The organism is Streptomyces luomodiensis, assembly GCF_031679605.1.
GTDB lineage: Bacteria > Actinomycetota > Actinomycetes > Streptomycetales > Streptomycetaceae > Streptomyces > Streptomyces luomodiensis.
The window spans coordinates 6,914,837-6,941,836 of record NZ_CP117522.1 but is presented as its reverse complement, the minus strand read 5'-3'; the positions used below and the strand labels follow the sequence as shown (position 1 = coordinate 6,941,836).

At 72.5% G+C, this 27,000-nt stretch carries 26 protein-coding genes and 1 pseudogene; 3 read left to right on the top strand and 24 right to left on the bottom strand.

Annotated elements, in window-relative coordinates; translation table 11 throughout:
- Positions 1-807, top strand: a complete 807-nt coding sequence (locus PS467_RS29405; RefSeq protein ID WP_311037744.1) for a murein hydrolase activator EnvC family protein — start codon at positions 1-3, stop codon at positions 805-807.
- Here the strand turns inward: PS467_RS29405 and PS467_RS29400 are convergent.
- The 18 genes and pseudogenes from PS467_RS29400 to proS form a co-directional block, all read right to left on the bottom strand.
- Positions 761-1,300 carry a TetR/AcrR family transcriptional regulator gene (locus PS467_RS29400; protein ID WP_268977146.1) on the bottom strand — a complete coding sequence of 180 codons (540 nt, stop codon included), beginning with the start codon at positions 1,298-1,300 and terminating at the stop codon, positions 761-763. The genes PS467_RS29405 and PS467_RS29400 overlap by 47 nt on opposite strands.
- Before the next feature lie 93 nt (positions 1,301-1,393).
- Positions 1,394-2,227, bottom strand: coding sequence for an RNA polymerase sigma factor WhiG (gene whiG, locus PS467_RS29395; protein WP_268974676.1), 834 nt, complete (start codon positions 2,225-2,227; stop codon positions 1,394-1,396).
- A 129-nt stretch (positions 2,228-2,356) separates the two neighbouring features.
- A complete protein-coding gene (dprA, locus tag PS467_RS29390) occupies positions 2,357-3,712 on the bottom strand; it encodes a DNA-processing protein DprA (protein ID WP_311037743.1) in 1,356 nt (451 codons plus the stop codon).
- Complete coding sequence (locus PS467_RS29385) at positions 3,712-5,331, bottom strand: YifB family Mg chelatase-like AAA ATPase (protein WP_268974674.1); 1,620 nt, start codon at positions 5,329-5,331, stop codon at positions 3,712-3,714. Before PS467_RS29385 ends, dprA begins: the two co-directional genes overlap by 1 nt.
- Positions 5,331-5,690 (bottom strand): YraN family protein, encoded by a 360-nt coding sequence (locus PS467_RS29380; protein ID WP_311037742.1) that lies wholly within the window; start codon positions 5,688-5,690, stop codon positions 5,331-5,333. The genes PS467_RS29385 and PS467_RS29380 overlap by 1 nt, the downstream gene beginning before the upstream one ends.
- Before the next feature lie 93 nt (positions 5,691-5,783).
- Complete coding sequence (locus tag PS467_RS29375; protein WP_009714730.1) at positions 5,784-6,092, bottom strand: DUF2469 domain-containing protein; 309 nt, start codon at positions 6,090-6,092, stop codon at positions 5,784-5,786.
- Between the two features lie 39 nt (positions 6,093-6,131).
- The gene (locus tag PS467_RS29370) at positions 6,132-6,662 is read right to left on the bottom strand and encodes an NUDIX hydrolase (protein ID WP_311037741.1); all 531 of its coding nucleotides are present in this window, start codon (positions 6,660-6,662) and stop codon (positions 6,132-6,134) included.
- A complete protein-coding gene (lepB, locus tag PS467_RS29365) occupies positions 6,655-7,428 on the bottom strand; it encodes a signal peptidase I (RefSeq protein WP_311037740.1) in 774 nt (257 codons plus the stop codon). Before lepB (PS467_RS29365) ends, PS467_RS29370 begins: the two co-directional genes overlap by 8 nt.
- Before the next feature lie 96 nt (positions 7,429-7,524).
- Entirely contained in the window at positions 7,525-8,631 is a 1,107-nt protein-coding gene (lepB, locus tag PS467_RS29360; RefSeq protein ID WP_432280762.1) for a signal peptidase I, read from the bottom strand.
- Positions 8,543-9,613 (bottom strand): annotated as a pseudogene (lepB, locus tag PS467_RS29355) (signal peptidase I); the annotation flags it as partial. The pseudogene lepB (PS467_RS29355) and the gene lepB (PS467_RS29360), both read right to left, overlap by 89 nt.
- Positions 9,606-10,457: a signal peptidase I gene (gene lepB / locus PS467_RS29350; RefSeq protein WP_311037737.1), complete on the bottom strand. Its 852-nt coding sequence runs from the start codon at positions 10,455-10,457 to the stop codon at positions 9,606-9,608. The gene lepB (PS467_RS29350) and the pseudogene lepB (PS467_RS29355), both read right to left, overlap by 8 nt.
- Before the next feature lie 72 nt (positions 10,458-10,529).
- Complete coding sequence (gene rplS / locus PS467_RS29345) at positions 10,530-10,880, bottom strand: 50S ribosomal protein L19 (protein WP_268974668.1); 351 nt, start codon at positions 10,878-10,880, stop codon at positions 10,530-10,532.
- 132 nt (positions 10,881-11,012) lie between these two features.
- Positions 11,013-11,843 (bottom strand): tRNA (guanosine(37)-N1)-methyltransferase TrmD, encoded by an 831-nt coding sequence (trmD, locus tag PS467_RS29340; protein WP_311037736.1) that lies wholly within the window; start codon positions 11,841-11,843, stop codon positions 11,013-11,015.
- Positions 11,840-12,415, bottom strand: coding sequence for a ribosome maturation factor RimM (gene rimM / locus PS467_RS29335; protein ID WP_268974666.1), 576 nt, complete (start codon positions 12,413-12,415; stop codon positions 11,840-11,842). The genes trmD and rimM overlap by 4 nt, the downstream gene beginning before the upstream one ends.
- A gap of 81 nt (positions 12,416-12,496) precedes the next feature.
- Entirely contained in the window at positions 12,497-12,736 is a 240-nt protein-coding gene (locus tag PS467_RS29330) for an RNA-binding protein (RefSeq protein WP_005311361.1), read from the bottom strand.
- A 2-nt stretch (positions 12,737-12,738) separates the two neighbouring features.
- Complete coding sequence (rpsP, locus tag PS467_RS29325) at positions 12,739-13,182, bottom strand: 30S ribosomal protein S16 (protein WP_268974665.1); 444 nt, start codon at positions 13,180-13,182, stop codon at positions 12,739-12,741.
- Positions 13,183-13,337: 155 nt separating this feature from the next.
- Positions 13,338-13,931 (bottom strand): hypothetical protein, encoded by a 594-nt coding sequence (locus PS467_RS29320; protein ID WP_030834213.1) that lies wholly within the window; start codon positions 13,929-13,931, stop codon positions 13,338-13,340.
- A gap of 159 nt (positions 13,932-14,090) precedes the next feature.
- Complete coding sequence (gene proS / locus PS467_RS29315) at positions 14,091-15,506, bottom strand: proline--tRNA ligase (protein WP_311037735.1); 1,416 nt, start codon at positions 15,504-15,506, stop codon at positions 14,091-14,093.
- Positions 15,507-15,825: 319 nt separating this feature from the next.
- Here proS and PS467_RS29310 point away from each other — a divergent pair, with 319 nt between their 5' ends.
- A complete protein-coding gene (locus tag PS467_RS29310; RefSeq protein ID WP_311037734.1) occupies positions 15,826-16,713 on the top strand; it encodes a methyltransferase domain-containing protein in 888 nt (295 codons plus the stop codon).
- A gap of 89 nt (positions 16,714-16,802) precedes the next feature.
- Here PS467_RS29310 and ffh read toward each other — a convergent pair whose 3' ends face one another.
- The 5 genes from ffh to nsdA all read right to left on the bottom strand — a co-directional run bounded on the left by ffh (position 16,803) and on the right by nsdA (position 24,484).
- Positions 16,803-18,350, bottom strand: a complete 1,548-nt coding sequence (ffh, locus tag PS467_RS29305; RefSeq protein WP_268974662.1) for a signal recognition particle protein — start codon at positions 18,348-18,350, stop codon at positions 16,803-16,805.
- A gap of 180 nt (positions 18,351-18,530) precedes the next feature.
- Positions 18,531-21,095 carry a [protein-PII] uridylyltransferase gene (locus PS467_RS29300; protein WP_311037733.1) on the bottom strand — a complete coding sequence of 855 codons (2,565 nt, stop codon included), beginning with the start codon at positions 21,093-21,095 and terminating at the stop codon, positions 18,531-18,533.
- 49 nt (positions 21,096-21,144) lie between these two features.
- Positions 21,145-21,483 (bottom strand): P-II family nitrogen regulator, encoded by a 339-nt coding sequence (locus PS467_RS29295; RefSeq protein WP_268974660.1) that lies wholly within the window; start codon positions 21,481-21,483, stop codon positions 21,145-21,147.
- Entirely contained in the window at positions 21,480-22,778 is a 1,299-nt protein-coding gene (locus PS467_RS29290; protein WP_311037732.1) for an ammonium transporter, read from the bottom strand. The genes PS467_RS29295 and PS467_RS29290 overlap by 4 nt, the downstream gene beginning before the upstream one ends.
- 206 nt (positions 22,779-22,984) lie before the next feature.
- Positions 22,985-24,484, bottom strand: coding sequence for a transcriptional repressor NsdA (gene nsdA, locus PS467_RS29285; protein WP_311039992.1), 1,500 nt, complete (start codon positions 24,482-24,484; stop codon positions 22,985-22,987).
- A gap of 470 nt (positions 24,485-24,954) precedes the next feature.
- Here nsdA and PS467_RS29280 point away from each other — a divergent pair, with 470 nt between their 5' ends.
- Complete coding sequence (locus PS467_RS29280) at positions 24,955-25,629, top strand: bifunctional DNA primase/polymerase (RefSeq protein ID WP_268974657.1); 675 nt, start codon at positions 24,955-24,957, stop codon at positions 25,627-25,629.
- Positions 25,630-25,758: 129 nt separating this feature from the next.
- Here PS467_RS29280 and ftsY read toward each other — a convergent pair whose 3' ends face one another.
- Positions 25,759-26,985 carry a signal recognition particle-docking protein FtsY gene (gene ftsY, locus PS467_RS29275; RefSeq protein WP_311037731.1) on the bottom strand — a complete coding sequence of 409 codons (1,227 nt, stop codon included), beginning with the start codon at positions 26,983-26,985 and terminating at the stop codon, positions 25,759-25,761.
- Between the last annotated feature and the right edge of the window lie 15 nt (positions 26,986-27,000).

The window sequence follows — 27,000 nt, the reverse complement described above, 5'->3', positions numbered from 1 at the left end:
ATGCGAAGGCTTGTGGTGGGACGGGCGCTTGCCCTGGTGATTCTGGCGCTGCCGGTGCTGGCGGCAGCTCTTCCGGCTCTTCCGGCGGCACTCCTGCCGGCGACACCGGCCGCGGCGGCGGATCGGAGCGCGGTGGCGGATCCGGGCGGGGTCCGCGAGCGGTCCTGGCCGGTCGATGGTGGGCCGGCGGTGCGGCCGAGCGTGCTGAGGGGCTGGCGGCCACCGCCGGCGCCCTGGGCGGCAGGGCATCGCGGGGTCGATCTCGCGGCGCGCGCGGGCGAGCGGGTGCGGGCGGCGGGAGCGGGGCGGGTGAGCTTCGCGGGGCCGGTCGCGGGCCGCGGCGTGCTGGTGGTCGAGCTGTCCGGGACCGGCTCCCCTCCGCTGCGCACCACCTACGAACCGGTGCGTGCCACGGTGGCGAAGGGTGAGCGGGTGAGGGCGGGGCAGGTGGTCGGCGTGGTGGCGCCGGGCCCCTTCCATTGCCGGTCCGGCTGCCTGCACTGGGGGCTGCGGCGCGCGGACCGCTATCTCGACCCCCTGTCGCTGCTGCCGCCGTCGATGCTGCGGGGCGGCCCCTCCCGACTGCTTCCGGTGTTCGGTGTGCGCGACGCGCCCGTGGTCACCGCCCTCGCCTCCCCCGCCGGGGGCACCCGGCTGCCGGCGGCAGCGGCGCTGGTGGGGGCGTCTGTCTGGGCGCGAATCCGCCTGGGTCGCCGCCCCACGCATCCGGTGGGGCGGCGAAGGAACCGGAGAGCGGAGGTCAGCCCCGGACGCCGCGCAGGGCCATGGCGACGGCCGCCTCGGTGATCCGCTCGGGGTCCTCGGCCGCGCCCAGCTCGATGCGCCGGACCGCGGCGTCCACGACGCCCTGGAGCAGCACGGCCGAGAGCCGCGGCTGCTCATGCCCGAGGGCCGCGAGGGCCTCGACCACCATGGCGATCAGCCCACCATGGGCGGCCCGGATCTTCTCCCGCGCGCCCGCGTCCAGCTCACCGGCGGAGATCGCCACCACGGCGCGGTGCCGGCGGTCGCCGACGAGCGCCAGCTGCCGGCGGACATACGCCTCGATCTTCGCCTCGGGTCCGTCGGCCCCCTCCATCGCGGCCTCGACCTCGGCGGCCCAGACCGGGAAATCGACGGCGCACAGCTCCTCGACCACGGCGGCGCGGGAGCGGAAGTACTCATAGACGGAGGACCGCGCGAGGCCCGTGCGCTCGGCGAGGGCGGGGAAGGTCAGCGCCTCCGTTCCGCCCTCGGACAGCAGGGAGCGGGCGGCCTCCAGCAGGGCCGCGCGCTGCATCGTCCGGTGCTCGGCCACTGAGGCCGCTCGAATCCTGGGCACCCGTCCACTTTACGGAAGAGGCCGCCGGGAGGGCGATGCCGAAGGGACGATTCAGCGCCCGACGTCGGCGAGTTTCGCCCGCAGCTGGAGCACCGACTTGGTGTGGATCTGGCTGACCCGGCTCTCGGTGACGCCGAGCACCTGACCGATCTCGGCGAGCGTGAGCCCCTCGTAGTAGTAGAGCGTGACCACGGTCTTCTCCCGCTCCGGGAGGGTGTTGATCGCGCGGGCGAGCAGCCGGCGCAGCTCCCGGTCCTCGGCCACCTCGACCGGGTTGTCCGCGGCGGTGTCCTCGAGGGTGTCCATGAGGCTGAGCCGGTCACCGCCCTCGCCGCCCACGTGCAGCAGCTCCTCCAGGGCGACCACATTGGCGAGCGACAACTGGCTGAAAACACCGTGCAGTTCCTCCAGGCCGATGTCCATCTCGGCGGCCACCTCGGCCTCCGAGGGCGTGCGGCGCAGCCGGGCCTCCAGCGTGGCGTACGCCCGCTCCACGGCCCGAGCCTTCTGGCGCACCGACCGCGGGATCCAGTCCAGTGCCCGCAGCTCGTCGATCATCGCGCCGCGGATGCGGGTGATCGCGTAGGTCTCGAACTTGATGGCGCGCTCGGGGTCGAACTTCTCGATGGCGTCGATCAGTCCGAAGACCCCGGACGAGACGAAGTCCGCCTGCTCGACGTTGGAGGGCAGTCCGACGCTGACCCGGCCGGCCACATATTTCACCAGCGGTGAGTAGTGCAGGATCAGCTGCTCCCGCAGCCGGCCGTCGCCCGTGGTCTTGTACGACCGCCACAGCTCGTCGAGCGAGGAGGGCGCGGCAGGGCGCACCGCGCCGCGGGCCGCGGGCGGCGCCGCGCTGTCAGACCCGGAGATGTGCTGGGGCATTCGTCGCCTTGAGCCGTTCTGCCATGACATGGGTGCGGACGTACGCTTCCGCCGGAAACCTTGTGAGCGTAGCGTGACTGCGGCGTCGCGGTATGCGAAGGGCGTCGGCTCGGCGGTGTGCGGATACGGTCATCGCCTCAACCCTTTCACCCGATTGCCCCGATTCGGGGGATCGCCTCGCCGTGCGCCGTCACTCCGGCGCACCGGACGCATCAACTCCCAGCGATCGCCATGACGTTCGACGAAGCCCAGGGCGAGCAGTTCGTGGAGCCGGCCCAGGGCCTCGTCGCAGCCGGTCCCGGATTCCCGGGCCACCTCCCGCAGGTCGTTGCCGCCCCGTGCCGACAACGCTTCCAGCACCCGTGCCGTCACGGGATCGAGCAGGTCCCGCTCGATCAGCGGCCCCCGCCGCTCGGGAGCGAGGTCTCCGATGCCGCCGATGAGCTCGGCGACTTCGGCGGCGTCGGTGACCAGGACGGCCTCCCCGCGCAGCAGTTCGTGCACCCCGGCGGAGAGCCCGCTGGTCACCGGTCCCGGCACCCCCATGGTGGACCGCCCGAGCTGTTGTGCCCGGCGCGCGGTGACCAGCGATCCGCTGCGGTACTGGGCCTCGACCACGACCGTGCCGCGGGTCAGGGCGGCGATGACCCGGTTGCGGAGCACGAATCTGGCCCGTGTCGGATGTGCTCCGGGCGGCAACTCGGCAAGCACCAGGCCCTGTTCCGCGATCCGCGCGATCAACTCGGCATGCCCGCGCGGATAGGGGACGTCCACACCGGAGGCGAGCACCGCGACGGTGGCCCCGTCCGCGGCGAGCGCCCCTCGGTGAGCGGCGCCGTCCACACCGTGGGCCGCCCCGGAGACCACCACCCAGCCCCGCTCGGCCAGCCCGGCACCGAGGGTCGCCGCGACATGCGCGCCGTAGTCGCTGCAGGCCCGCGCGCCCACCACGGCGACCGAGCGCAGCGCCCACATCCGCAGCGATGCCCGGCCGCGCACCCATAACCCGACCGGGCGAGTGTCACCGAGGTCGTCGAGCTGACCGGGCCAGTCCAGATCGCCGGGGCAGATGAACCGTCCTCCGCACCGGGCGATCAGTGCGAGGTCCGCGGCCGGGTCCAGCGCGGCCGCCCGGAGGGCGCACCCGGCCAGCCGGTCCCCGGTCGCCCCGGGCGGTGGCTTGCCCTTGCCGGTGAGCGCCCGCCACAGCGCCTCCGGCCCCATGCGGCGCAGCCAGCGCCCCACCGTCTGGTCCCCGGGCTCCACGAGCCGGGTGAGCGCCGCCCGCGCCAGGCGCTCCTCCTCCGGGACGCCCCGCCGCCCGGGGAGCCCCTGCCCCTCATCCGGAATCTCGTGCCCCGCGCCCGGAACGTCGCACCCCTCGCCCCGGGTGTCGCGGCCGTCGCCCGGCACATCGCGCCCCTGCCGGGGCTCGCGGAACAGGGCGGGGACGGCGCCGGGGCCGCCCGCCGAAGGTACGGACATCAGTACTCCCCCGCTCCGACCGGCACCCCGCGGCTGACTCCGGTGCGCAGTTGCAGCGCCTGGGCGATGTCCGGCGCCATGGGCCGGTCGTGCCCGGCCAGGTCGGCGACGGTCCAGGCGACCCTCAGCACCCGGTCGAGCCCCCGGGCGGTGAGCAGCCCGCGCTCCATGTCCCGCTCGGCCTCACGCAGCGCGCCGGGGGACGGCTGCCAGCGGGTGCGCAGCTCATGGCCGGGCACCTCGCTGTTCAGCCGCCAGGGGGTGTCCTGGAGGCGGGCGGCGGACCGCTCCCGGGCCTCCCGCACCCGGGCCGCGACGGACGCGCTGCTCTCCGCCGCGCCACCGGCCCCGGTGAGCTCGGCGCGGCTCACCGCCTCGACATGGACGCGCAGGTCCACCCGGTCCAGCAGCGGACCGGACAGCCGCGCCTGGTAGCGGCGGACCGTGGCGGGCGAGCACTCGCAGACGTCGCCCATCAGCCCATGGCGCCCGCAGGGGCAGGGGTTGGCCGCCAGCATCAGCAAGAAGCGCGCCGGCATCCGCATCATCCCGGCGGACCGGGCCACCACCACATGCCCCGACTCCAGGGGCTGCCGCAGGGCGTCCAGTGCCTGCCCGCTGAACTCGGGAGCCTCGTCGAGGAAGAGCACCCCGCGGTGGGCGAGCGAGACCGCGCCCGGTCTCGGCAGACCGTTGCCCCCGCCGACGAGGGCGGCCATGGTCGCCGAGTGATGCGGGGCGCAGTAGGGCGGGGTGTCCACCAGCGGCTGGCCCGGCGGGAGGACCCCGGCGACCGAGTGGACCGCGGTGACCTCCAGGGCCTCCTGCTGGGTGAGCGGTGGCAGCAGACCGGGCAGCCGCTCGGCCAGCATGGTCTTGCCGGCGCCCGGCGGCCCGCTGAGGAAGAGGTGGTGCCCGCCCGCGGCCGCGACCTCCAGGGCGGTGCGGGCGGCCCGCTGCCCGGCCACCTCGGCCAGATCGGGCCGCCTGGCCCCGGCCCCGGGCACCGCGGCGACGCCGGTGCCCATACCGGCGCCGGGCACGGTGAGCCCGGCGAGCATCGGATCGGGGCGGCCCAGCTCCTGGGCCTCCTCCTCCGGCACCGGCTCGTCCGTCAGCACCGCGATCAGCTGGCGCAGGCTCCGCACGCCCAGCACCGAGACGCCCGGCACCAGGGCCGCCTCCGCCGCCGTCTGCTCGGGGACCACGACCTGCCGGTAGCCCGCCTCGGAGGCGGCGAGGACGGCGGGCAGCACCCCACGCACCGGCCGGACCCGGCCGTCCAGGCCCAACTCCCCGATCATCATCAGATCGGCGATCTCCCGCGGGTCGACGCGCTCGGCCGCCCCGAGCACCGCACAGGCCACGGCCAGGTCGAAGCCGCTGCCGCCCTTGGGGACGGACGCCGGGCTGAGTCCCACCGTGAGCTTCCTCTGGGGCCATTCGCATCCCGAGTTGACGACGGCCGCGCGGACCCGGTCCCGGCTCTCCACCAGGCTCTTGTCGGGCAGCCCGACGAGTGTGAAGGCCGCCACTCCCGGCTCCAGATCGGCCTGGACCTCCACCACGACGCCCTCGACCCCGACCAGCGCCACCGAGCAGGTGCGGGCGAACCCCATCAGGCCACCCCCCGCACATGCTCGACCACGGGCGCGCCCCTGCGCGGCAGCACCACCGCCACCACGTCGATGCGCACTCCGCCCGGCGGCGGGCCGCCGTGCCGCTCCAGCCAGCGCTCCGCCAGCCGCCGCAGCCGCTCGGTCTTGTCGGGGCCGACGGCCGCCATCGGATGCTCGTACCCGCCCTCGCGGCGCGTCTTGACCTCGCACATCACCAGCGCCCCGGCGTCGAGCGCGACGATGTCGATCTCGCCGTCCCGGCACCGCCAATTGCGCTCCAGGACGGTCATCCCGGCTTCCGCCAGCCGGCGCACCGCCACATCCTCGCCGTAGCGGCCCAGTGCTCCTCGGGCGTTCATTCGGCACCACCTCCGGCACCGACTGTGACGCCCCCGCGCCCCGCTCAGGGATCTTGGAGCATTTCTGTGGACGGCCGGGCCGCTGTGGACAACTCAGCCACCCGGAAGGTCGAGGTCGCTCTTGTTCAGCTCCTCGATATTCACATCCTTGAACGTCAGAACGCGCACCTGCTTCACGAAGCGGGCCGGGCGGTACATGTCCCAGACCCAGGCGTCGGCCATCGACACCTCGAAGAAGACCTCGCCCTGGACCGAGTGCACCTGCATCTCGTAGTCGTTGGTGAGATAGAAGCGACGCTCGGTCTCGATCACATATTTGAACAGACCGACGACATCGCGGTACTCCCGGTAGAGCTTCAGCTCCATCTCGGTCTCGTACTTCTCGAGGTCCTCGGCGCTCATGGCATGTTCCCCTTCAGCCGTGCGTCCCCCCATTGTGCGTCAGACGCGCTCAGTCTCCAGGATCACCGGTGCACTCGGTGGTCCCTCGGCGAGCAGCGTACGCAACAGCTCCGCCAGCCGGGTCGGGTACACCGGCTCGGTCGCGGCGGCCAGCTCCTCCGCCGTCCACCACCGCAGCCCGGCCACGCTCCGCCGCTCCAGCTCGGTCAGCCCGCCGCCGGTGCGGGCCTCGGTCTGTCGGGTACGACACAGGTAGTACCACTCGTCCTGGTCCCACCGCCGCCCGGCGAACGGGAACGAGCAGACCCGCCGCCACAGCAGCGGGCCGAGCCGCGCATCGGTGATCCCGGTCTCCTCCGCGAGCTCCCTGAGGGCCGCCTGCTCGCGGCTCTCCCCGTCCTCCAGGCCGCCGCCCGGAGTGAACCACCACGTCGAGGAGGGATCGTCCGGCTCGAAGCCGTGCAGCAGCAGAATGCGGTCCTGCGGATCCAGCAGCACCACCCGCGCGACCTTCCGCAGCCGCCGCTCGTCCGTGCCGGTCCGCTGGGCTTCGCCAGTCCGCTCAGCCATGCGCGGCCACCTTCCCCTCCGCCGCCTGGTCCCGCCGCGCGCCGCCGCCCGCCCTGCGCCGGACGAACGGCCCATGGGCCGCGCCCGCCAGGATCAGCACGGCGCCCACGACGACCGCCACCAGGATCAGCCTCAGCGGCCCCGGCTGCGACACACCGCCCGGCAGGGCCTGGAACGCCTCAGGCCGCCCCACCGTCCCCCAGGCCCCCAGCGGCCAGGCGGTGGCGTCCACCCGGGCGGTCACCGCGCCCCGCTCCACGGCGCCGCCGGCCTCGTCGGTGAGGTGCACCCGTGAGTCGAGGGAGTCGCTCCGATGGTCGCCCAGCAGGAACAGCCGGCCCTTGGGCACCGTGGTGGAGAAGGCCGTCGAGGACGCCTGATCACCCGAGCGCAGATACGGTTCCTCGAGGACCTTGCCGTTCACCCGCAGCCGGCCCTGCTCGTCACAGCACTCGACCCGGTCGCCGCCGACCCCGATCACCCGCTTCACCATCGGCAGGTCGCCCCACACCTGGTCGTGGAAGACGACCACATCGCCGCGGCGCACCTCGCCACCGTCGATCCGCTGCGCCAGCACCCGGTCGCCCTTGCCGATCGTCGGCGCCATGGAGTCGGTCGGGACGGTGTACGGCTTGTAGAGCACCGCGCCCCACACGAAGCCGCCCAGGAACAGCACACACCCGACGGCCACCGCCAGCCCGGACAGCACGCTGCCCGGCGTACGCCCCGGCGGTTTGCCGCCCCCCGCCCCTCGGGCTCCGCTCATCCCAGTGCTCCCGCCGTACGCAACAGACGTAGAAGATCAGGTTCCGTGTGCCCCGGGGCACACGGAACCGCACCTTACCCGGCGGTACCGACCTCGTCAGCAGTCAGCGGTCCGCCGTTCCGCGCGGGCCTCGGCGTCCGCCCGGACCTTGGCGATCAGCCTGCGGCGGCGCCACAGCACGATCGGCACCGCGCCCGCGAGTCCCATGGCCGAGGGGGCCATCGCGGCGGCCGCGCCCAGCCCCGGCTGGTCGAAGGTGCCCGGCACCGACAGGGTGGACCAGCGGTCGATGGGCCAGGCGATGACGATCGCGCGCCCGACCACATCGTCCACCGAGACCGTGCCGTTGTTGAGGTTCTGGTGGTAGCGGGAGTCCAGCGAGTCCTGGCGGTGGTCGCCCATCACCCAGATCCGGCCCTCGGGCACCTTGATCGGGCCGAACGGCTTCTCGTCGCAGGGCGTGTTCCCGGGGAAGATGTACGGCTCGTCCAGCGGCTTGCCGTTGACCATGACCTTGCCGCCGCGCTTGCAGGAGACGGTGTCCCCGCCCACCGCGATGACCCGCTTGATCAGATCCTTCTCCTCCGCCGAAGGCATCAGCCCGATGAAGCTGAGCGCCTTCTGGATGCCCTCGGCGACCGGGCCGGAGCTCTGCGTCTGCGTCTCGCCGAGCCAGCCGCCCGGGTCGTGGAAGACGACCACCTCACCGCGCTCCGGCTCGGAGCCGAACCACGGGGTGAGCTTGTCCACCAGCACCCGGTCGCCCCGCTGCAATGTGTTCTGCATCGAGTCGGACGGGATCGAGAACGCCTGCACCAGGAAGGTCTTGATCAGCAGCGCCAGAGCCAGCGCGATGATGACCAGGATCGGCAGCTCCTTCCAGAAGGAGCGCACCTTCTTGGGCCTGCCGAGCTTTCCGGGCCCACCGGGCTTGCCGGGCCCACCGGGCTGCCCGGGGCCCCGGTCCGCCGGTGTCTCGTCCCCGGGCCCGGACGGATCAGCCGCCCCGGACCCGTCGGAGGCGCCGGAGGACTCCTGTCCGCCCTCGGCACCAGGGGGACCCGACGCCTGCGGCGCCGCGGCCGCCTTGTCCGTGGGGGCACCGGCCTCGGGCGTCTCGGCCGCCCCGTCCGCGGAGCCCTCGCCCCTCGTCCCGGGCTGCCGCTCGGGCTCTTCGTGACCGGATCGTGCGCCGACCGCCAAATCCCCCACATCCACTCCTCACGCCTGACTGCCGCCTGCCCCACGAACGGCGCAGGATCACCACTCCCATAACGAGCGGGAGTTCCGCAGGGGTCGGGAGCTGGATCATTCCTTGCTGATCCATGGGGGACAGCCTATGCGCCGACCCCTCGGCCTGGGTCGCCCCGCTCGGCGCGTCCCGCACGGAGGCGTAGGTGTCCGGCTCCTCGAGCCGCCGCATGTGCCCGAACGGCCAGGCGATCACCACGGCCCGGCCGACCACATTGCCGTCCGGCACCGTGCCCTGGTACGGCTCGTCCAGATGGACCCGGGAGTCCGCCGAATTGGACCGGTGATCACCCATGACGAACAGCCGCCCCTTGGGAACGGTCACCTTGAACTGCCGCTGCGACGGCGGGTTCCCCGGGTGCAGATACGGTTCGTTCAACGGGGTTCCGTTGACGGTGACCTTACCGTTCGTATCGCAGCACGCCACCGTGTCGCCGCCCACCGCGACCACCCGCTTGATCAGGTCCTGCTCGTCGGAGGACGGCAGCAGACCGATGAAGGTCAGGAACTCCTTGCCCTGCTTGATGACCGGCGGATCGTCCTGGGCGGGCTTCCCCTCGTCCTTGAGCCAGCCCCCCGGGTCCTTGAACACCACCACATCGCCGCGCTCCGGCTTCGACCCGAACCACGGAGTGAACTTGTCCACCAGCACCCGGTCGCCGATCCGGATGGTCTGCTCCATCGAACCGGACGGGATCACGAACGCCTGCACCAGGAAGGTCTTCAGGACGAGCGCGATCACCAGCGCCACGCCCACCAGGATCGGTATCTCTTTGACGGCCGAACGGCGCCGCCTGCGCTTGATACGGCGCTGGATCCGGCGCCGCTCCGCGCGTCCGCCGACCCGGTGCTCCCCCGGCCCCCGGGGGGTCTCGGCGCCGGTGGGCGCGTCCGCCCCGCGCGTCCTGGTACGGGGCCGCCCACGGCTACCCATGGGCACCGCCGGAGGCCGCGGACGGTATGCCGCCGGGCTCCTCGGGCACGCTCGCGAAGGCGTCCGGCCGGGGCACACCGGACCAGCGGCCGATCGGCCAGCCGATCCATTCGACGCGGCCGATCACCTGGTCGACGGGAACCGTGCCCCCGCCCGGTGCGCCCAGATAGTCCCGCGAGTCCCGGGACGCGTCGCGATGGTCGCCCATCACCCACAGCCGACCCTCGGGCACGACGATGTCGAAGCGCACCCGCGAGGGGCTGTCCCCGGGGTGCAGATAGCGCTCGTCCACCGGCTGGCCGTTCACCTCGATCCTCCCCCGCTTGTCGCAGCAGGTGACCCGGTCACCACCAACGCCCACCACGCGCTTGACGTAGTCGGACTCGGCCGGTTCGGCCAGCCCGACCGCCGCGGCCGCCTTGCGCAGCAGACCGGTCACCGGGTTCCCGGACGGCTCCTCCTCGTGAAAGGAACCGGCCCCGTCGAACACGACAACGTCGCCGCGGCGCGGATCGTCCCCGAAACGGTAGGCGAGCTTGTTCACCAGCACCCGGTCCCCGGGCCGGAGGGTGTTCTCCATCGAGCCGCTGGGGATCAGGAACGGCTGTACGACAAAGCCGCTCACCAGCAGCACCAGCGCGACACAGACCGCGGCGAGCAGCGCCACCCGCCGCCCTCGCCCGCCCCCGGCCGGCCACCGCGGCAGCCGCCGGGCGGACGCGGGCTCCGCGGCGACCGGCTCCCCGGTCCGCGCCGGAGCACGCGAAGAGCGCGACCGCCCCTCGTGCTCCTTCTCGGAGTCCGGGGAGCCGTCGCGCTCCGCGAGCTGTCCTTCGCTGTCCATCGGGCCAGAGCCTATCCGCCCCGGCCGGATGATCCGTCGGTAGCTCAGTAGTCGCGCAAAATCGCCGCGATCTCAGCTCTCGCGCTTTTCCTTGATCTTGGCAGCCTTGCCGCGCAGCTCGCGCAGGTAGTACAGCTTCGCCCGGCGCACATCACCGCGGGTGACGACCTCGATCTTCTCGACGATCGGGGTGTGCACCGGGAAGGTGCGCTCGACGCCGACGCTGAAGCTCACCTTGCGGACGGTGAAGGTCTCGCGGACACCAGAGCCCTGGCGGCGGATGACGACGCCCTTGAACTGCTGGACACGGGAGCGGTTGCCCTCGATCACGCGGACGTGGACGTTGACCGTGTCGCCGGGGCGGAAGGTCGGGATGTCGCTGCGCAGCGACGCGGAGTCGACGGTGTCGAGCAGGTGAGACATGATCGTCTGCTTTCCTCGCCGATGCCACAGGTCATCAGCGGAATATCGGATGATGATTCGGAGTGCCGCCCTCATCGGGCGGGCGTCGGTCCCCCTGTGGCAGGGGCGCACGCCCGGACGTACGGCAGCGGCCTATTCTTCCACGGCCCGGTCCGGCCGCCCAAATCGGGCCCCACCGGTCCCGGGCAACTCCTCCCAGCCCAGCTCGGCCAGGAGGGCGCGGTCGTGCTTGTCGAGCGTCGCCGGGTCGCAGCGCTCGATCAGATCGGGGCGGTTCTCGCTGGTGCGGCGGAACGCCTCGTCCCGGCGCCAGCGGGCGATCCTGCCGTGGTGGCCGCTGACCAGCACCTCCGGAATGGAGCGGCCGCGCCACTCGGGGGGCTTGGTGTAGACGGGCCCCTCCAGGAGATCGGCCATCGCGCCGGGCGCGAAGGAGTCGTCGCGGTGCGACTCGGCGTTGCCCAGCACCCCCGGCAGCAACCGGGCCACCGCCTCCGTGATCACCAGCACCGCGGCCTCGCCGCCGGCCAGGACGTAGTCACCGATCGAGACCTCGTGGACCTCGAGCCGCTCGCCGTACTCCTCGATCACCCGGCGGTCGATGCCCTCGTAGCGGGCGGGCGTGAAGACCAGCCAGGGGCGCTCGGCGAGCTCGACGGCGAGCGCCTGGGTGAACGGGCGGCCGCTCGGGGTCGGGACGATCAGCGTGGGCTTGACCAGCCCCTCCGCCTCGCCCGACGCCATGACCTCGTCAAGCGCCTCACCCCAGGGCTCGGGCTTCATGACCATGCCGGGGCCGCCGCCGTAGGGGGTGTCGTCGACCGTGTTGTGCCGGTCGTGCGTCCAGGCGCGCAGATCGTGGACCCGCACATCCAGCCGACCCCGGGCGCGCGCCTTGCCGACCAGCGAGACGTTCAGCGGCTCCAGGTACTCGGGGAAGATCGTGACGACGTCGAGCCTCATGACGACTCATCCTTACGGCCGCCCTCGGCCTCGCCCCCGCGGCTGCCCGCGATCTCGGCGTCGGCCTCGTCGAGCAGGCCCGGCGGCGGGTCGATCACGGCGCGCTGCGCCTCCAGATCGATCTCCGGCACGACCTGGGAGACGAACGGGATCATCACCTCACCCCCGTCGGGGCGCTTCACGATCAGCAGGTCCTGGTAGGGCAGATGGGAGATCTCGGAGATCCTCCCGACCTCCGTCCCGCCCACGGTGACCACATCGAGGTCGATCAGCTGGTGATCGTAGAACTCCTCGGGGTCCTCCGGGAGTTCCTCGGGGTCGACCTCCGCGATCAGCAGGGTGTTGCGCAGCGCCTCCGCGGCGTTGCGGTCCCGCACCCCCTCGAAGCGCAGCAGCAGCCGGCCGCTGTGCACCCGGCCGGACTCGATGGTCAACGGCCCGGCCGAGGCGGGCTCGGTGGTCAGCACGGCCCCCGGGCCGAGCCGCAGCTCCGGCTCGTCCGTCCGCACCTCGACGGTGACCTCGCCCTTGATGCCATGGGCACGGCCGATCCGCGCGACAACCAACTGCACGATGCGATGTCCCTTCACACACACGGGCCGGGGACGGCCCAAAGCCCTCCCCGGCCCGTGCCGGTGCTCTTCTTGATCGCCTCAGCGGACCTGATCGACGTCGACGAGGTCGACGCGGATCCCACGGCCGCCGATGGCGCCCACGACGGTGCGCAGGGCGCGTGCGGTGCGGCCGTTGCGGCCGATCACCTTGCCGAGGTCATCGGGGTGCACCCGGACCTCCAGCACACGCCCACGCCGCAGGTTGCGCGAGGCCACCTGCACGTCGTCGGGGTTGTCGACGATGCCCTTCACCAGGTGCTCGAGGGCTTCCTCGAGCATCCTCAGGCCTCGGTCGACGCGGTGGACTCAGCGGACCCGGCCGCCTCGTCCGACTTCTTGTCGGCCTTCTTCGCCTTCGGGGTGATCGCCTCACCCTTCGGCTCGTCACCGGCGTCCTTGGCGGCCGCCTCGAACAGGGCGCGCTTGTCGGCCTTCGGCTCGGCGACCTTCATCGGGGCCGGGGCGGGCAGGCCCTTGAACTTCTGCCAGTCACCGGTGACCTTCAGGATGGCCAGCACCGGCTCGGTCGGCTGCGCGCCGACCTTCAGCCAGTGCTGCACACGCTCCGAGTCCACCTCGATGCGCGACGGGTTCTGCACCGGGTGGTACAGCCCGATCTCCTCGATGGCCCGGCCGTCACGGCGGGTGCGGGAGTCGGCGACGACGATGCGGTAGTGAGGCGAACGGATCTTGCCCAGACGCTTCAGCTTGATCTTGACTGCCACGGGAGTGGTGTCTCCTGGTCTTGACGTGGTTGAGCACTGCGACGTGCCGCGTGGGGTTGCGGTACCCGAGTGCCCGATGGACGCGTCAGCCGGAGGAGAGAGGGGTCCTGGTCGGCTGTCGAGTACAGCAGACCATTCTGCCACACCGTGACAGGTCAGCCGACCGCGGCCACCGGCTCCGGAATGCGGAACGGCTTACCGCATCCACCGCACATGATCGGCGCCTGGGCCAGCACCGACGGGACGACGCGGACATTGCGGCCGCAGTCGCACACCGCCTTCACCCGGACACCGCCCCCGGACGAACCGTGCCGCGCGGCGGGCCCGCGGAAGGTACGGGAGGTCTCGGCGGTGGTCGCCACGGTGTGGGCCTTGAGCGCGCGCTGGAGGCGGTCGATCGTGGTCCGGTAGCGCTTTCTCGCCTCGGGACTGAGGGTGACCAGCGAGAAGCCGCTGCTGGGATGCGGCTCCTCGGGGTGGTCCAGCCCCAGCTCCTCGGCGATCGCCAGGAACCGGCGGTTGTGGTAGCGGCCGGCGCGTGAGGTGTCACGGACACCGCGGGCGGCGGCGATCCCATGGACTGCCTCATGCAGCAGCCGTTCGAAGGAGAGCTCGGCGCCACATGCGGACGACGACTCTCCGATCAGCGATTCGGGCGCGGCGAGATCCGGCAGCTCGGGGTGGTGCCGTTGAATGTCGGCCCACGCCTGCGCCAGCTCTGCGGCGAGAACAGGTGGTGTCGTGCTCACGTCGTGCTAACGAGCAGGAGTGGTCCGGTGTTCCGATTCCGGGGCATCCCAAATAATTTGCACGTACCAGTCAGTTCGCGGTGATGTGCCGCGACGAGGGGCGGGTGCGTCAATGTGTGGATGAGCCACGCACCGCGCATCAAGCCGGTACGTACCGGTTCAGTAGGCCCTCGCGACGAACGCGACGTTACCGGGCGCGTCATCGGCGTCCGGCACCGCCCCGTCCTCGGTGACCAGACACCGGACGGACACGGACCGCTCGGCGAGCGCCGCCTCGCCCTCCGGCCCCAGGTCCGCCCACCGGATGCGGGCCCAGCCGCCCGCCGCCGCGGCCTCGGCGGCCTCCTCCACGGTCGTCACCTCCGTGGTGCGCGCCTTACGGCGCTCACGAGCCTGCCGCAACAGCAGCGCCTGGTCCTCCTCCAGGACCTTGGGCAGCAGCTCCGGCAGCAGCTCGGCGCGCAACGGCTCCTTGCCGCCGGGGATCCGCCTCGCCACCATCGCCGTGCCGGCCTCCAGGTCGCGCGGGCCGATCTCGACCCGGACCGGTACCCCCTTGAGCTCCCAGTCGACCGCGCGGCGGCCGAAGGGGGTGTCCGTACGGTCGTCGACGTGGACCCGCACACCCGCCGCGGTCAGCTGCTCGCCGAGCTCGCGGACCTTGGCGAGCACCGCGTCATCACCCTTGACCGCCAGCACCACGACCTGGATCGGGGCCAGCCGGGGCGGGATCCGCAGACCGTTGTCGTCGCCGTGCATCATCACCAGCGCGCCGACCATCCGGGTGGTGCTGCCCCAGGAGGTCTGCCAGACCAGCTCCTGCTCCCCGTCCTTGGACAGATAGCTGGTGTGGAAGGCCCTGGCGAAGTTCTGGCCGAGCTCATGGCTGGTGCCCAGCTGCAACGCCTTGCCGTCGCCCATCATCCCTTCGAGGGTCAGGGTGTTGAGGGCGCCGGCGAACCGCTCCCGGGCGGTCTTGCGGCCCAGGACCACGTCCATCGCCAGGACGTCCGCCATGAACCGGGCGTAGACCTCGCGGTGGATCCGGGCGGCGAAGTCCCGGGCGTCCTCGTACGACGCGTGCGCGGTGTGGCCCTCCTGCCAGAGGAACTCGGTCGTCCGCAGGAACAGCCGCGGCCGCAGCTCCCAACGCACCACATTGGCCCACTGGTTGATCAGCAGCGGCAGATCGCGGTAGCTCCGCACCCACTTGGAGAAGTACTCGTTGACGATCGTCTCGGAGGTGGGCCGGACGACGACCGGCTCCTCGAGCTCCTTACCGCCGCCATGGGTGACGACCGCGAGCTCCGGCGCGAACCCCTCAACGTGGTCGGCCTCTTTGGCCAGATAGGACTGGGGGATGAAGAGGGGGAAGTACGCGTTCTGGACGCCGACCGCCTTGATGCGGGCGTCCATGTCCTGCTGCATCCGCTCCCACAGCCCGTACCCGTACGGTCGGATCACCATGGTGCCGCGCACCGGGCCGTTGTCCGCCAGCTCGGCCTTGTTGAGCACATCCTGGTACCAGCGGGGGAAGTCCTCCGCCCGCGGGGTGAGCACGGGAGCCTTGACCATGGCGCCGATCGTACGGCGCCGGTGCACAGAACCGTGAATCGGGCCAAACGCGCCGATCCGTGCCGGCCATCACCCCAGGCCGTCCGAGGACCGGCGGAGGACCGGCTGAGGTCAGGGGGGGCGGTTCCGGGAGCGAGTCGGACACACAGGTGCGCGGGGGCGCACAAAGGGGGCACGCAAGCACGGCCGTGAAAGCTCTGGACGCGGGGACGGATGCGGAGTTCCCTGGCATATGGGGGTGGGACGCCACAGCGCACGACGGCGGATGCGACACCGAATCTGACGACGGCACTGCTCTTCGCTGATTGGGGCCCTTGCGATGACACCTACGCTCGTACGGCGGCACCGCCCGCACCCCTCCTCCTCATCGCACACGACGGACGCCCACGCCCGCACCCGCGACTGGGCGGAGATCCAGGAGCGGATGCTGGTCCCGCTGTACGAGGCCGTGTACGACCGGCTGGACGTCGGCGCCGGAACCCGGCTGCTGGGCCTGGGCTGCGGCTCGGGGCTCGCCCTCCTCATGGCGGCCGCACGCGGCGCCGCGGTCTGCGGGGTGGACACGGACGAGCGGCGCCTGGACCTGGCACGGGAGCGGCTGACGGCCCCGGGCGCGCCGCGGGGCGACGCGGCGCGGCCGGCCCGGCTGGGTCCCGGCGGCCCGGAGAACGCTTGGGTACGGGAGGCCGCGGCGGACGCGGCCTTCACCGTGGTGACCGCCTTCGAGCCGCTGTCGGCGCCGGCCGCGGAAGACCCCGGCGGGGCGGTGTCCGCCGCGGCGGCCGCGCTCGCGGACGCCGCCGCGCTCACCGAGCGCGGCGGGGCCGTGGTGCTCGCCGGATGGGGGCCGCCGGAGCGCTGCGCCACCTCCGGGGTGCTGCGGGTGGGCGCCCGGCTCGCCGACCCGATGCGCTCCCCCGGCTACCGCCGCTGGCGGCCGTGCGGCCGGGACGACCTGGAGGAGCTGGCCGCGCGGGCCGGGCTGCGGCCGGACGGATCGGGCCGGGTGGCCTGTCCGTTCGGGTACGCCGATATGGACAGCGCGGTGCGCGGACTGCTGTCGACGGGGCTGTTCGACGCGGCGGAGCGGGCCACGGACCCGACCCAGGTCCGCAAGGAGATCATCGAGGCGCTCCATCCGCACCAGCGCGCGGACGGCACGGTGTGGATGCCCAATGTGTTCCGCTATCTGATCTGCCGCGTCTGAACGCGACCGAACCGTAAGGCCACTGAGGGTGCGCGCAGGGGCCTTACGGTTCGTTTCGTCCGGAGACGGCTCGGGAGCCCGGAGTGGGCTCAGCCCATGAACTTCTTGAACTCCTCGGGGAGTTCGAAGTCCTGGCCGCCCTGGCCGCCGGCGGGCAGCCCGAACGCGCCGCCCTGCTCACGGCGCGCCGCGGCGGCCTGCTCCTCGGCCTTGCGCTTCATGGGGTTGCCGGAGCGCTGCTTGCCCTTGGCCTTCTTCTGCTGCTTGCCCTTGCGCTTGGTGCCGCCACCCATGCCCGGCATGCCCGGCATCCCGGGCATCCCCGGCATGCCGCCCTGGGCCATCTTCGACATCATCTTGCGCGCGTCGAAGAACCGCTCGACCAGGTTCTTGACCGCGCTCACCTCGACACCGGAACCACGGGCGATACGGGCGCGGCGCGAGCCGTTGATGATCGTGGGGTCCTGGCGCTCGGCCGGGGTCATCGACTTGATGATGGCCGCGGTGCGGTCCACGTCCCGCTCGTCCAGGTTGTTGATCTGGTCCTTCATCTGGCCCATGCCCGGCAGCATGCCGAGCAGCTTGGAGATGGAGCCCATCTTGCGGACCTGCTCCATCTGGGCCAGGAAGTCGTCGAGCGTGAACTCCTTGGGACCCTTCGCCAGCTTGGCCGCCATCTTCTCGGCCTCTTGCTGGCTGAAGGTCTGCTCGGCCTTCTCGATCAGGCTGAGCATGTCGCCCATGCCCAGGATGCGGGACGCCATGCGGTCCGGGTGGAACGCGTCGAAGTCGTCCAGCTTCTCGCCGTTGGAGGCGAACATGATCTGGCGGCCGGTGACGTGCGCGATGGACAGCGCGGCACCGCCGCGCGCGTCGCCGTCGAGCTTGGAGAGCACCACACCGTCGAATCCGACGCCGTCGCGGAACGCCTCCGCGGTGTTCACCGCGTCCTGGCCGATCATCGCGTCGACGACGAAGAGGACCTCGTCCGGGCGGACCGCGTCGCGGATGTCGGCGGCCTGCCGCATCAGCTCCTCGTCGATACCGAGGCGGCCCGCGGTGTCGACGATCACGACGTCGTGCTGCTTGGTCCGGGCGAATTCGATCGAGTCCTGCGCCACCTTCACCGGGTCGCCGACGCCGTTGCCCGGCTCGGGGGCGAAGACCGCGACGCCGGCCCGCTCCGCGACCACCGAGAGCTGGTTGACGGCGTTGGGGCGCTGGAGGTCACAGGCGACGAGCAGCGGGGCGTGGCCCTGGCCCTTCAGCCAGCGGCCGAGCTTTCCGGCGAGCGTGGTCTTACCGGCGCCCTGCAGACCCGCGAGCATGATCACGGTCGGCGGCTGCTTGGCGAAGCGGAGGCGTCGGGCGTCGCCGCCGAGGATGCCGATCAGCTCCTCGTTGACGATCTTGATGACCTGCTGGGCGGGGTTGAGCGCCTGGGAGACCTCCGCGCCCAGACTCCGCTCCTTGACGCTCTTGATGAACGACCGTACGACGGGCAGCGCGACATCGGCCTCGAGCAGGGCGATCCGGATCTCACGCGACGTGGCGTCGATGTCCGCCTCGCTGAGGCGGCCCTTGCCCCGGAGGTTCTTGAAAGTCGCTGCGAGGCGATCGGAGAGGGTATCGAACACGGTGGTCGCGAATCCTTCGCTCGGATGTCGGGTCGGTGGTCGGCCTCCAAGGGTATCCGCCCGCCGGGCGAACGGTCTGCCCCTGGGGGCCGTGCGCCGCTCGGGCGCCTGCCCGCCGCGGCTCCCTGCCACGCCTCCCCGCCAGGGCTCCCCGCGCGCCGTCCGGCTCCCTCCCCGCCGCTACCGCAGCGCCCGCTCGACCTCCTGGGCCACCTCGGCCGCCCGCATGGGCTTCAGGGGCGCGCCGGAGCCGTCCGTGACGTAGAACGCGTCCACCGCGTTGGCGCCGAGGGTGGAGACATGGGCGCTGCGCACCGCGACTCCGGCGTCCTCCAGGGCGCGGCCGATCCGGTGCAGCAGACCGGGTGCGTCCTGGGCGCGGACCTCGATCACCGTGGCGAGCTGGGAGCTGCCGGGCGCGACCGTCACCCGCGGTGGCGGGGCGTGCACCCCGCGGCGGCGCGGGTACTTGCGGTAGGCGGCCTCGCGCTCGGCGAGCCGGGCGGCGATGTCGAGCGAGCCGTCCAGGACCCGGAGCAGGTCGTTGCGCAGCCGGGCGGCCTGCGGCAGCGAACCGTACTCGGCCGCCACCCGCCAGCTCAGCAGCAGCACTCCGCCCGTGCCGCCCCCGGCTTCCAGCTCCGACGGCAGCTCGACGGCGCGCAGATCCGCCGCGCGCACCGTAAGGCGGTGCAGGGCCAGGACGCCGGCCGCCGCGGGCAGGATGCCGGGCTGGTCGGGGACGGCGATGAGCAGTTCCACGCCGATCGGCTCGGAGCCGGTGGTCCCGTCCTCCGAAGGTCCCTCGGTGCTGTCCGTAAGGAGGCCCGCCTCGCCCGGCGGCAGCGCCTCGGAGCGTGCGTGCAGGGCCAGCACCGGGCCGCCGGTGCGCCATGCCTCGACCGCGAGCCGCTCTTGTTCGGCCGTCGTCCGCTGCGGGGTGGACCAGTCGTCCTCGGGTTCGCCCGCGAGCACCGCCGAGACCCGCTTGACCAGGTCGGCGACGAGGGAGCCGCGCCAGGCGCTCCAGGCCGCGGGCCCGGTGGCGAGCGCGTCGGCCTCGGTGAGGGCGTGCAGCAGCTCCAGGGTGCTGGCGGTGCCGACGGCCTCGGCGACCGAGCGCACCGTGGCCGGGTCGTCCAGGTCGCGGCGGGTGGCGGTCTCGATGAGCAGCAGATGGTGGCGTACGAGGGTGGCGAGGACCGAGACGTCCGCGCGGTCGAAGCCGACGCGGGCGGCGACATCGCGGACGATGGTCTCCCCGGCCACCGAGTGGTCGCCGGGCCAGCCCTTGCCGATGTCGTGCAGCAGCGCGGCGACCAGCAGCAGATCGGGGCGGCCGACCCGGCGGCTGAGGGCGCTGGCCCGGACCGCGGTCTCGACCAGATGCCGGTCGACGGTCCAGCGGTGCACGGGGTTGCGCTGCGGCCGGCAGCGCACCCGCTCCCAGTCCGGCAGCAGCCGGGTGATCAGCCCCTCGGCCTCCAGGGCCTCCCAGACCCCGACCGTGGACTCGCCCGCGCCGAGCAGCGTGATCAGCTGCTCCCTGGCCTCGGGCGGCCACGGCACGGGCAGCGGCCGGGCGGCGGCGGACAGCCGCCTTACGGCGTGCGGCGACAGCGGAAGCCCGGCCTGGGCGGCGGCCGCGGCGGCCCGCAGCGGGAGCACGGGGTCGCGGTCGGGGCGCGCGGCACGGGCCAGCACGACCTCGCCGTCCTGTTCCACGACGCCCTCGGCGAGCGGGCTGCGCTCCGCGTCCGGGCCACTTCCGGCGCCCCGTCCGGCGGTGCGCGCGCCACGGCCGCCGAGGAGTCCGCGCAGCCGTGGCCGGGGGGCCGAGCGGGCGCGCAGCACCCGCTCGACCTCGCGCCAGGTGACATCGCTGGCGTAGGAGATGATCCGGGCGGATTCGTAGATCTGGCGCAGCAGGGCGTCGGCGTCCAGCAGCCCGAGGCCGGCCGCGACCTGGTCCTGTTCCTGGAGCGCGAGGCGGTCGGTGGCGCGGCCGGTGGTCAGGTGGAGCACGTCGCGGGCGTCCAGCAGCCGCCGCCGCGCGTCGTCGAGGCCCTCGCGGGGCGCGTCGGCGAGCCAGGAGGCGGCGATGGCGCGCAGCGCGGTGGCGTCGCGGAGCCCGCCGCGGGCCTCCTTCAGATCGGGTTCGAGCAGGAACTGAAGCTCGCCGTGGCGTTCGGCGCGCTCCTGGCACAGCTCGTGGAGCTCGGGCAGCCGCCCCGGGGCCTGGGCCCGCCAGTCGGCGAGCACGGCGGTGCGCAGACCGGCGCTGAGCTCGGCGTCGCCCGCGATATGGCGGGCGTCGAGCAGGCCGAGCTGGACCTTCAGGTCCTCGGCGGCGGTCCTGCGGGCCTCCTCCGGGGTGCGCACGGAGTGGTCGAGGGCCAGGCCCATGTCCCAGACGGGGTACCAGACGTGGTCGGCGAGCGCGGCGAGGGCCGAGCGGTCGGCGGAGCCGTCGTGCAGCAGCAGCACGTCGAGGTCGCTGCGCGGGGAGAGCTCGGCGCGCCCGTAGCCGCCGACCGCGACCAGGGCGACGCCCCGGCCGATCCCCGCGGCCCGCGCCCCGCCGGTGAGCAGCGTGGCCAGCCACTGGTCGGTGAGGTCGGCCAGCGCGGAACGGCGCGGCGGCCCGGACCGCGCCCCCTCCTGGAGGAGTCGCAGCCGGGCCGCCGCGTAGCCGCCGGGCCCCGAGTCGGTGGTGTCGGTCGTGGTCTCGAGGCTTTCCGTCAACTCGGCTCCCTGTCCGCGCTGGTTGTCCGTGGCCCTGTGGGGCGGGCCCTCAGAGGGCGTCCGGACCGCGCTCGCCGGTGCGGACCCGGACCGCGGTCTCGACGGGGACGCTCCAGACCTTGCCGTCCCCGATCTTTCCGGTGCGGGCGGCCTTGACCACGACGTCGATGAGGTCATCGGCGTCGTCGTCCTCGGCCAGCACCTCGATGCGCACCTTGGGCACCAGGTCGACGGTGTACTCCGCGCCCCGGTAGACCTCGGTGTGGCCGCGCTGCCGGCCGTAGCCGCTGGCCTCGGTGACGGTCAGCCCCTGGACGCCGAACGCCTGAAGCGCTTCCTTGATCTCGTCGAGTCGGTGCGGCTTCACTACCGCGGTGATGAGCTTCACGCGTCCACCTTCTTGTTGTGCGGCTTCTGCGGCGCGGACGCGCCGGTCGCGGCCTGGCCCGTGGCGGGCACCGTACTACGGGGCGATCCGCCGACCGCGCTGAAGTCATAGGCGGTCTCGGCGTGGTACGCCTGGTCGACGCCGCCGATCTCGTCGTCCTCACTGGCCCGGAAGCCGATGGTGACGTCGATCAGCTTGGCCAGCACCCAGGAGACGACGAAGGAGAAGATCAGCACCGTGAAGGCGCCGAGGGCCTGCTTGCCCAGCTGGGTCGCGCCGCCGACGCCGTCGGTGGCGAGGACGCCGACCAGGAGGGTGCCGAGGACACCGCCGACCAGGTGCACGCCGACCACGTCGAGCGAGTCGTCGAAGCCCAGCTTGTACTTGAGGCTGACGGCCCAGGAGCAGACGACACCGGCGACCAGGCCGATCACGATGGCGCCCCAGGCGTTCACCGCGGCGCCGGAGGGGGTGATGGCGACCAGACCGGCGACCGCGCCGGAGGCGGCGCCCAGCGTGGTGAACGCGCCGTGCCGGATGCGCTCGTAGGCGAGCCAGCCGAGCATCGCGACACCGGTGGCGATCTGGGTGTTGAAGGCCATGTTGGCGGCGGTCTCGTTGGCGGCGAGGGCGGAGCCGGCGTTGAAGCCGAACCAGCCGAACCACAGCAGACCGGAGCCGAGCATCACCAGGGGCAGGTTGTGCGGCCGCATCGGGTCCTTCTTGAAGCCGATGCGCTTGCCGAGCACCAGGGCCACGGCCAGGCCCGCGGCGCCCGCGTTGATGTGGACCGCCGTACCGCCCGCGAAGTCGATGACCTCCTGTTTGAACAGCCAGCCGTCGGCCTGCCAGACCCAGTGGGCGACCGGGAAGTAGACGACCGTGGCCCACAGGGTGATGAACAGCGTCCAGGCGCCGAACTTGACGCGGTCGGCGACGGCTCCGCTGATCAGGGCGGGGGTGAGCACCGCGAACATCAGCTGGAAGAACGCGAAGGCCAGGACCGGGATCGCGTCGGGCTTGTCACCCCACAGCGAGGTGGGCTCGATGCCCTTGAAGCCGATGTGGTCGAGATTGCCGAGCAGCCCGCCGCCGATGTCGTCGCCGAAGGCGAGCGAGTAGCCGAACAGCACCCACAGCAGCGAGACGACGCCCAGCGAGATGAAGGACATCATCAGCATGTTGAGGGCGCTCTTCACCCGCACCATGCCGCCGTAGAAGAAGGCCAGGCCGGGGGTCATCAGCATCACGAGCGCGGCGCTGATCAATACGAACGCGGTATTTGCGCCATTCAATGTGGACGTCTCCTCGAAACGACGGCCCGTGCGGGCAGGACATCGGGGGCCGGTATTCGCCTCGAGGTTGGCGCAGCGCCGTTTCAGTCGATGCCACCCGATGTTTCGCCGCAGTGACGAAGGACGCGGGAGTGTTACGTACCGATGAACCGCGGTGAGGAGGGCCACGCCCTCCGTTACCGTGTCGCAACCACCGCGGGAACCGCTCAGACGGCCCGGCCGGGCCCCGCCGCTTCGGGTGTGTCGGGCATCAGGGTGGCCAGCCGATCGCCGAGGTCGGCGATCTCCGGTACGTCGCCGAACTGGCGCACCGCCGTGTCCACGGTCTTGCGCAGCCGGTTGTTGACCCGCTCCGAGCGCACCCGCTTGGCGAGCGGCAGCGCCTCCCGGGCGACCGCGGCGGCCTGCTCCGGCTCCTTCTGGAGGAGGTGGACGGTGGCCATGCCGATCAGGTTGAGCGCATACGAACGCTGGGGGCCGCCGTCCTGCTCGGTCTCCTGGCCGAAGAGCCGCACGGCCCTGCGCATCACCGGGTCGGCGAGCTTGGCGTAGGTGGGGCTGCGGCCGGCCACATAGGCGAGATCGCGGTAGGAGTGGGCGTTCTCCGCGTTGAGCTCGGCCTCGGAGAAGAAGCGGATCCAGTCGGGGTCGCCGTCGCCCTCGGCGCACTCGGCGAAGGTGTCCTCGGCCATCTTCACGGCGCGGTGGCACTTGCTGGGCTGGCCCATGTTGGCGTAGGCACGGGCCTCCATCGCATACAGCATGGCCTGGGTGCGCGGGGTGGCGCTCTCCCGGCTGCCGTACTGCGCGAGGTGGATCAGCTCCAGCGCGTCGTCGGGCCGCCCGACGTGGATCATCTGGCGGCTCATGCTGGAGAGGATGTACGAGCCGAGGGGGCGGTCACCGGATTCCTTGGCGGCGTGCAGGGCCAGCACGAAATACTTCTGCGCGGTGGGCTGGAGCCCGATGTCGTAGCTCATCCACCCGGCCAGCTCGGCGAGCTCGCCCGCCACCTTGAACAGCCGCCCGGAGACCTCCTCCGGATGCGGCTCCTGGAGCAGATCGGTGACTTCGTGCAGCTGGCCGACGACCGCCTTGCGGCGCAGCCCGCCCCCGCACTGGGCGTCCCAGGTGCGGAACATCACGATGGTGGACTCCAGCAGCTCCAGCTCGGGCTCGGAGAGCCGGGAGACCCGGCGCGTGCGCCCGCCGTCCGCCGCCTTGGCCCCGCCGGGCTGCCCGCCGGGCGAGGGCACCAGCCAGCGCTGCATCGGCTCGATCAGGGCGGGGCCCGCGGCCAGCGAGAGGGAGGTGCCGAGAAAGCCGCGGCGGGCGAGCATCAGATCGCTGCGGGAGAACTCACCGATCAGCGCCACCGTTTCGGGACCGGCCCAGGGGAGGTCCACACCGGACACGGACGGTGACCGATGGGCGGAGCGCAGCCCGAGGTCCTCGATGCCGACCACACAGCCGAAGCGCTCGGAGAACAGCTCGGAGAGGATCTGCGGAATGGGCTCCCGGGGCTGCTCACCGTCCAGCCAGCGGCGCACCCGCGAAGTGTCCGTACTGATGTGATGGGCACCTAACTGCCGCGCTCTGCGGTTGACTTGGCGCGCCAGCTCCCCCTTCGACCAGCCGCTGCGCACGAACCACGAGCCCAATTGCGCATTGGGGCGCTTCCCAGCACCGCCGCCGCCGTCGCCCACCGGAATGCCCCCATCCCACGAATCTTCCCGGACCGCCACCAGAATGCCTTCTGTCACGGTCAGTTGTCCCCGCGATACAACGCATCAACCGTCCGGACGGGGAACCGCCTCATGCCAGTGGCATGTACCGACCCGTATTCCGCCCATCGTCAACTCACACTCGAGCGAGCACCACGCCCAGGGGATCGCGCACTGAAAGTAATCTTACGATCACGCTCCCTGCGAGGCGATTCCCGAAAACGCCACCATTCGCCACCCCTTCGAATGAACCCCGTCGCCGTTTCCCGCGATTGACTTGACACCGGGGCGACGGGAACGGGTGAAGGGGTGCATATGGGGGCGCATGGGTCGCGTCCCGCGCTCATGGCTCCGTTCCATCGGAACGCACGACGTCGCACCACGTCGACGACGGAGCGTCATGATCACGCTCCGGCTCGTAACCATCGAGAGCGGGACCCGTTGGAGGGGGCATGGGCTTCACGATCGGCGGCATCCGGGACATGCGGTCCGGCTCACGGCGCCGCGGCCGTACGTCCGAGTCCACGACGGTGGCGGAGTACACCGGCCTGTGGGGCTGGGACGTGGTGCCGGGCGCGCGGGCGACACGGGGCTCTGGGGGCAGCAGAAACGAATGTTCATGCGGTGTGCGTGACTGCTCCTCCCCCGGCGCGCATCCCCTCTCCTTGGCCTCCGCCGTCCCGGCGGGCGCCACCCTGGACGCCGCCGCGGCCGCGTGGGAGCAGGTCCCGGGGGCGGCCGTGCTGCTGCCCGTGGGCCGCTCGTTCGACGTCCTGGAGGTCGCGGAGTACGCGGGTCGCCACGCGCTGGTCCGGCTGGAGCGGATGGGCCTGCCCCTCGGTCCGGTGGCCGTCACCCCGCACGGGCGCGCCCAGTTCTTCGTCGCCCCCGGCGCCGCCGCCGAACTGCCCGAGCTGCTGTACCGCATGGGCTGGGACGACGCCGACCTCGACCTGCGCTGTCTGGGTCCGGGCGACCACATCACCGCCCCGCCCTCCGACCTCGGCGGCCTGGGACCGGTCCGCTGGCTGCGCCCGCCGACCCTCGACACGGCGGGCCGCCCGCCGCACGCCCGGCTGGTCCTGGGCACCCTCGCCTATCTGAGCCACCGGGCCGCCGGGGCCTGAGGCGGCTCGCCCCTTCCGCGCGAACGCCGGACGGGCCGGGAGCCCTCGCCCCCTGCACAAACGCCGGACGGACCGGGAGTCAGCCCCGGCCCGTCCGGCACGCTACGGGTGATCCCCCCACCACGGGCCTCAGCCGCCGATCAGCGCGTCGACGAACGCCTCCGGCTCGAACGGCGCGAGATCGTCCGCGCCCTCGCCCAGCCCCACCAGCTTGACCGGGACGTTCAGCTCACGCTGGACCGCGACGACGATGCCGCCCTTGGCGGTGCCGTCCAGCTTGGTCAGCACGATGCCGGTGATGTCCACCACCTCGGCGAACACCCGCGCCTGCACCAGGCCGTTCTGCCCGGTCGTGGCGTCGAGGACGAGCAGCACCTCGTCCACCGCGCCGTGCTTCTCCACGACCCGCTTGACCTTGCCCAGCTCGTCCATCAGACCGGTCTTGGTGTGCAGCCGCCCGGCGGTGTCGATCAGGACGACGTCCGCGCTCTCGGCGATGCCCTCCTTCACCGCGTCGAAGGCGACCGAGGCGGGGTCACCGGCCTCCGGCCCCCGGACCGTACGGGCGCCGACCCGCTCGCCCCACGTCTGAAGCTGGTCGGCGGCGGCGGCACGGAAGGTGTCGGCCGCGCCGAGCACCACGGACTTGCCGTCCGCGACGAGCACCCGGGCGAGCTTGCCGGTCGTGGTGGTCTTACCGGTGCCGTTGACGCCGACGACCATGACGACGCCCGGCTTCTCCTCGCCGTTCGCGCCCACGCCGCTCTCGGTGTGCACCGAACGGTCGGCCTCGGTGCCGATGAGGTGCAGCAGCTCCTCACGCAGCAGAGTGCGCAGCTCTTCGGGGGTACGGGTGCCGAGCACCTTGACGCGCTCCCGCAGCCGCTCGACCAGCTCCTGGGTCGGCGCCACGCCGACGTCGGCGGTCAGCAGCGTGTCCTCGATCTCCTCCCAGGTCTCCTCGTCCAGGTGCTCCCGGGACAGCAGGGTCAGCAGCCCCTTGCCCAGGGTGGTCTGGGAGCGGGACAGCCGGGCGCGCAGCCGGATCAGCCGGCCGGCGGTCGGCTCCGGGACCTCGATCGGCGGGACCTCGGGCACGGCGGGGGCGGGCGCCTCCGCGGTCGTGGCCGGGGCCTCGGCCCTCGGAAGATCCACCTCCTCGATGGTTCTGCGTGGTTCCCCACGCGGGGTTTCGGCCTCCTCGCCGACGTGCGGTTCGGCGGGCGGCGCGGTGACGGTGGGGCTGCTCGGCGGGGGCGGGGGCAGCCGCTTCTTCTTGCGGCCGCTGATCACGAGCCCGCTGATCGCGGCGACCGCGACCACAGCGATGACTACGGCAAGGATGAGGTATTCCATAACGCCCCCAGTATC